This is a genomic window from Flavobacterium sp. (assembly GCF_028712645.1).
In the GTDB taxonomy this organism is placed as follows: domain Bacteria; phylum Bacteroidota; class Bacteroidia; order Flavobacteriales; family Flavobacteriaceae; genus Flavobacterium.
In genome coordinates, this window is record NZ_JAQTPQ010000221.1 from 1 (window position 1) to 6,037 (window position 6,037).

The following is a 6,037-nucleotide window of genomic DNA, read 5'->3' on the forward strand; positions in this document are numbered from 1 at the left end:
ATCTACTTGAATATAATATTCTTCGAAAATTTCTTTGTCAATCAATGCTTTTACAATCGCCGAAGTAGAATTTGCCGATTCAATTAACTTTTTTACGGTAATTGGCTTTTTTTCCGAAGCACTTAATTGAAAATAACTCAATACAATTTCCTTTTGTTTATTGGCATTTTTAAGAACTTCCAATAATTCGCTCAAGCCTTGATTTGTTTCGTATTTAGAATGTAATTTTACATATCGAACGAGTTTTGGCGTATAAGTTTCCTGAACTTCTTCCTGAAGCACCAGAATATTTTTGTCCACCAATTTTTGGATCACTGGAAAAATATTCTTCTTATTCAAAATACTCATTATATCTTGAACCTTCAAGGAACTCTGTTGTTGCAAGGCTTCATAAATTAGAAACTCATCATCCGAAAGCAGACTTTCATCCACAAAACCCTCTTGCTTTTGCGAAATAATAGTTTCGCTTTCCAACAAAAGTGCCGATGGCATTGCTCCACGATACACATCACCAATGGCACACATATAATAAGACGCAATCCACTGCCAATGGGCAATTTGAATTGCAGTAACTATAGGTTTTTCGTCAAGGATTTGATGAATTTCCTTGGCTTCGTATAAAGTGGGTTTGTTTTCGTGGATTTCGATAACAAGCGCAGTATAAATTTTACTTTTGCCAAAAGGTACCGCCACCCGCATTCCTTTTTTGATATAATTATACTCGGCTTCAGAAACGCTGTAGATAAACGTTTTGGCAAGGGAAAGCGGTAAAATTACTTCAACAAAATACATTTTAGATTTACGAATTAGAATTTAAATTCTGAGGTTTGAGATGCTTGTGAATGTGTTTTAATTTGTTAATTGCAGCATTCAAATCAAAACCAAGCAACAAAATCATACAGTTGATCCAAATGTAAAACATCATAATCAATAATGTTCCAATCGATCCATACAATTCGTTGTATTTTGAAAATCGGATAACCCAAATGCCAAAAAAATAAGAAGATAAAATAATGAGAATAGTTGTAAATACCGAACCAACCGTAATAAAATCAGGTTTATGAATTTGCTTAGTTCCAAATCGGAACAATATGGAAGTCGTAACTAAAATCATCAAAATTACAAACACATATCGTCCCATTTGAATGAAGGGAATGTTATCGTTAAACACATCCTGCATTTTTATTTTTTGAATGAAAATTTCGAAAATCACGATGATTGCTACGGTTACTAATAAAATAAAAGACATTAATAATGACATTGCCAAAGCAACTAAATATTGATGAAAAAACCCCCTTTTTATGATGATGTGATGTGAAGTTTCGAATCCGCCAAGGATAGCTGTCAAACCATTCGCCATCAAAAAAATAGATAAAACAAAACCCCAAGAGAGCAATCCTGAATGGCTATTATGCAGAATATCATTGATGATACTGGCGATAGCATCATAAGTATGTGGTGGAACTCCGTGCTCGACAAATTTTAGAAAATCTTGCTGAAATCCCTCAATGGGAATATAGGGAATAAGATTCAAGATGAATAATGCAAAGGGAAACAGCGCCATAAAAAAACTAAATGCAATGGCAGAAGCTCGATAAGATAAGGCTCCTTCGACAATTCCTATAATGTACAATTCTAATAAATCATACAAAGATAACTCGTATAGCCAAGGCAATTTTATCCTTTTGAGAAAATGAGCTAACCTTCTTAAAACTGGAATTTTTTCTATTTTTTCTTCAATTTCTTTACTCATAATTCTATGACTCTAAAAGGCTTTCAAACTTAAATCCATATTATAAATTGAATGGGTCAATGCTCCTGACGATATATAATTTACACCACATTCAGCGTAATTGCGAATAGTTTCTTCGTTGATATTTCCCGAGGATTCCGTTTGACATTTGGTTCCAATTAAATCAACAGCTTTTTTGGTATCAGCATAATTGAAATTGTCAATCAAAATCCTATGAATTCCATCACTTTCGAGTATTTCCTTAATTTCATCGAGGTTCCTAGCTTCGACAATTATTTTTAAATTTAAGTTTTTTTCTTTTAGATAAGCTTTAGTTTTAGCTATAGCTAAAGTAATTCCCCCAGCAAAATCTATATGATTGTCTTTTAACATTACCATATCATAAAGAGCAAAACGGTGATTTTCGCCTCCGCCTATTTTTACAGCCCATTTTTCGCAAGCACGAAAACCTGGAGTAGTTTTGCGCGTATCTAGAATTTGCGTATTTGTTCCCTTCAGCAAATCGACATAACTCTTAGTTTTAGTAGCGATAGCACTCATTCTTTGCATTGAATTGAGTACGAGTCTTTCGGCTTTAAGAATAGATTGTGAACTTCCTGAAACCTGAAAAACAATGTCGCCATATTTAACTAAATTTCCGTCTGTAATAAATGTTTCCATTTTTAGGTTAGCATCTACATAATCGAAAATCATTTTGGCGAAAGCCACACCTGCAATTATTCCATCTTCCTTGACCAAAAGTTTTGCTTTTCCTTTTGCCGAAGGTGGAATGCAAGCTAGAGAACTATGGTCACCATCGCCAACATCTTCTCGAATGGCGTTTTGAATTATAAGTTGGAGTTCGTTGTCGAATTGTATTTTGCTAATCATTTTATCGAAAATTTTACAGAATGCTAAATTACCATTTTATTTGGTGATTTGGAAATTTGAAGATTTGTAAATTTCATTTCTTTCAATTCATCTAAAGTTTTAATTTGCTTTAAAATTATAGCAAAAGCATCAGAAAATAATTTTTAAGACCTTAAAAATTATTGCAAATTAACAATCAAAAGCAGTATCTTAGACGCCAATTGTATAGACTTTAGCAAACCCTAAACGGTAAAACTTTACTAATTAACTACTGACCATTAAATGACTATTGTAATTACACTTTGCTCTTTGCTAATTGTTGCTTATTTGTTTGACTTAACTTCTTCGAGAACAAAAATTCCTTCGGTAATTTTGTTGCTTCTTTTGGGTTGGATGGTTAGACAAGTAACCAATTTTTTAAAAATTAATCTACCCGATCTTGATCAGGTTTTACCAATTTTAGGAACAATAGGATTGATTCTCATTGTACTTGAAGGTTCACTGGAATTGGAATTAAATAAATCAAAAATTGGATTAATAAAAAAATCCTTTTTAGGTGCTTTGTTTCCATTATTCATTCTTGCTTTTTCACTCGCTTATATGTTTCAATATTATGGTGGTTATTCATTCAAAGATAGCTTAACGAATGCCATTCCTTTTTGTATAATAAGTAGTGCCATTGCCATTCCTAGCGTAAGAAGTTTAACTTCGAGAGAAAAAGAATTCGTGATTTATGAAAGTAGTTTGTCTGACATTTTAGGAGTTATTTTTTTTAATTTTATCTCTTTCCACACCACTTTTGGAATCGAAACCTTTGGAAGTTTACTATTAGAAATCGTAATGATTATTGTGGTATCGCTTATCGCCACCATCGCACTTTCTTATTTATTAAACAAAATAGATCATCACATCAAATTTGTTCCCATCATTTTACTTGTGATTTTAATTTATGCTATTTCAAAAACCTACCATTTACCTGCGCTTATTTTTATATTGATATTCGGACTTTCTATTGGCAATATTGATGAATTAAAACATTTCAAATGGATCGAAAATTTCGAAACTGACCTTTTGAGCAAGGAGGTTATAAAGTTTAAAGAGCTCACAATCGAGGCTACTTTTTTAGTCCGTGCATTATTTTTTCTACTATTTGGATACTTGATTCAAACAAAAGAAATATTAAATACAGACACATTAGTTTGGGCTGTTGGAATAGTATTTATCCTTTTCATCTTAAGAACTGTTCAACTTAAATGGTCAAAAATCCCATTGTTCCCCTTAGTTTTTGTAGCGCCACGTGGACTTATTACTATTTTACTTTTCCTTTCAATAGATCCATTAAATAGAATTCATTTAGTAAATGAATCTCTTATTATTCAGGTAGTTTTGCTGACTGCTTTTATAATGATGTTCGGTTTAATGGTAACTGGTGGAAATCAAAAAGAAAAAACAACCTCATAGAAAAGGTTTTTTTTAAATACTTTTCAACCCTAAAATCAACAAATCAATCTCTTCTTTGGTATTATAATGACTGAATGAAATGCGAAGACTTGGTTTCTTTAAATCTTCAATCGAAAGCATTTCTGCCAAAACGTGAGATGGTTTTGTGCTTCCACTCTGACAAGCACTTCCTCGCGAAACCGCAATTCCTTTCATATCTAAATAAAATAAAATCATTGCAGTTTTTTCTTCTGAAAAGGGTAAAATAATATTCAAAATAGTATAAAACCCATCCTTCCTTCCATTGATTTCAAACGAAGGAAACGCAACTTCTAACTGGGAAATTAAATAATTTCTTAAACTTGAAATAGCATTTCTTTCAATTTCTAAATTAGAATATGAAAGCTCCAAAGCCTTTGCCATTCCAGCAATTTGATGTATTGCTTCGGTTCCAGGACGCAAACCTTTTTCTTGCTCACCGCCATAAAAAAGAGGCTGTAACCCTGAATTTTTCTTTACAAATGCAAATCCAACACCTTTTGGACCGTGAAATTTATGGGCACTCGCCACAATAAAATCAACAGGAATTGTTTGCAAATCGATTTCAATTTTTCCGATAGATTGCACCATATCCGAATGAAAAAGAGCATTGTGTTGCTCGCAAATTCTCCCCACTTTTTCTACATCTAAAACAGTTCCTATCTCATTATTCACGTGCATTAAGCTGACTAAGGTTTTTGTGTCTTGAGAAAGCAAGTTCACTAAATCCGTGATGTCGATTTCCCCATTAGATTTAACAGCAACATAATCAACCTGAATGCCAAACTCTTGTTGCAAAGCTTGAACCGTGTATAAAACCGCATGATGTTCAATTTTGCTGGTAATAATTCGTTTTACTTTCAAATCTTTTACCCCTGAACGAAGAATCCAATTATTGGCTTCAGTACCGCAGGAAGTGAAAATAATTTCTTGTGCCGAAGTATTCAACTGTTTAGCAATTGACTTTCTAGAAAGTTCCAAGATGCTTTTGGTATTTCGACCAAAACTATGTGTTGACGATGGATTTCCATAATCTTCTAACAAAATTTTTGTCATTTCCTGAACAACTTCGGGACGAAGTTGCGTAGTTGAGGCGTTATCGAGATATACTTTTTTCATTGGAGCAAAGTTATGAAATATCAATTGTCATTTATCTACTATCATTTATCATTTTTCACTATTTTTGACCCAAATAAAATTTAAGATGAAAAAAGTAGTAAGCCTATTGGTTTTTGTAATGCTATTAAACAGCTGTGATGACGGTAATTTAACATTAGAAACCATAGATTTTGAAACTGCCACAACACAAAGTTGCAGTACAAATAACATCCTATATAAACTAAAAGATAAAGAAGCATTATTGCTTGAAATCCCTAAAAGTTCGTTTGTAAATGAACCAACTGAGATTGGAATTCCAACCCAAATTAACATTGGCGGAACCAATCGCGTGGTTTATCGTTTTTATAACGGATCGGTGGTTGCTGACAATATTTGTGAAACTATTCCTCCAGCAACACCTATCGTAACTGACCAATGGACAGCCACTGATGGAATAATTGAGATAACTACAACTGCCAAAAAAACAACAAATACCACAGAAAACAGTACAAGAATTACGGGTTATAACCACAATATTGTTTTCAAGAATATCACTTTTGCAAAAACAAACGGAACTCAGGTTTATGAGACTTTTGCTTTTGGTGATTATGTTACAAGCGCCACTTCATTACCTTTTAACTTTGATAAAACATTGGAACAATGTAGCACCTCTAATCAGATTTATAACTATACTACTAGCGGAGAAGCATTAACATTAGACATAGATCCTACATTAATTGTTAGTGCAGTCACTCCTTTAAATTCACCTAGAATCGGATTAATCAGCACCACTACAAATAAGCTTGCCTATCGTTTATATTCAGGAGTACTCACACCTAGTTATTTTTGCAATGCAAC

At 32.9% G+C, this 6,037-nt stretch carries 5 protein-coding genes and 1 pseudogene; 2 read left to right on the forward strand and 4 right to left on the reverse strand.

The features are described from left to right. The 3 genes and pseudogenes from PHC28_RS14565 to nadC form a co-directional block, all read right to left on the reverse strand. Positions 1 to 792, reverse strand: a pseudogene (locus PHC28_RS14565) (primosomal protein N'); the annotation flags it as partial. A 7-nt stretch (positions 793 to 799) separates the two neighbouring features. After that, positions 800 to 1,753 (reverse strand): YihY/virulence factor BrkB family protein, encoded by a 954-nt coding sequence (locus PHC28_RS14570; RefSeq protein ID WP_300102184.1) that lies wholly within the window; start codon positions 1,751 to 1,753, stop codon positions 800 to 802. Positions 1,754 to 1,765: 12 nt separating this feature from the next. Further along, positions 1,766 to 2,623 carry a carboxylating nicotinate-nucleotide diphosphorylase gene (gene nadC / locus PHC28_RS14575; RefSeq protein WP_300102187.1) on the reverse strand — a complete coding sequence of 286 codons (858 nt, stop codon included), beginning with the start codon at positions 2,621 to 2,623 and terminating at the stop codon, positions 1,766 to 1,768. Positions 2,624 to 2,884: 261 nt separating this feature from the next. On the opposite strand from nadC, the gene PHC28_RS14580 reads away from it, so the two are divergent. Beyond that, positions 2,885 to 4,063 carry a cation:proton antiporter gene (locus PHC28_RS14580; protein ID WP_300102190.1) on the forward strand — a complete coding sequence of 393 codons (1,179 nt, stop codon included), beginning with the start codon at positions 2,885 to 2,887 and terminating at the stop codon, positions 4,061 to 4,063. Between the two features lie 12 nt (positions 4,064 to 4,075). Here the strand turns inward: PHC28_RS14580 and PHC28_RS14585 are convergent, their stop codons facing one another. Beyond that, positions 4,076 to 5,200, reverse strand: coding sequence for a cysteine desulfurase family protein (locus PHC28_RS14585; protein ID WP_300102194.1), 1,125 nt, complete (start codon positions 5,198 to 5,200; stop codon positions 4,076 to 4,078). 85 nt (positions 5,201 to 5,285) lie between these two features. Here PHC28_RS14585 and PHC28_RS14590 point away from each other — a divergent pair. Next, a partial coding sequence (locus PHC28_RS14590) for a hypothetical protein (RefSeq protein WP_300102197.1) occupies positions 5,286 to 6,037 on the forward strand: 752 nt, incomplete at its 3' end.

What these genes read in the sequence shown, in the direction of transcription:
- PHC28_RS14570 (WP_300102184.1), bottom strand. Translation starts at nt 1,753, where the DNA reads ATGAGTAAAGAAATTGAAGAAAAAATAGAAAAAATTCCAGTTTTAAGA.
- nadC (WP_300102187.1), bottom strand. Translation starts at nt 2,623, where the DNA reads ATGATTAGCAAAATACAATTCGACAACGAACTCCAACTTATAATTCAA.
- PHC28_RS14580 (WP_300102190.1), top strand. Translation starts at nt 2,885, where the DNA reads ATGACTATTGTAATTACACTTTGCTCTTTGCTAATTGTTGCTTATTTG.
- PHC28_RS14585 (WP_300102194.1), bottom strand. Translation starts at nt 5,200, where the DNA reads ATGAAAAAAGTATATCTCGATAACGCCTCAACTACGCAACTTCGTCCC.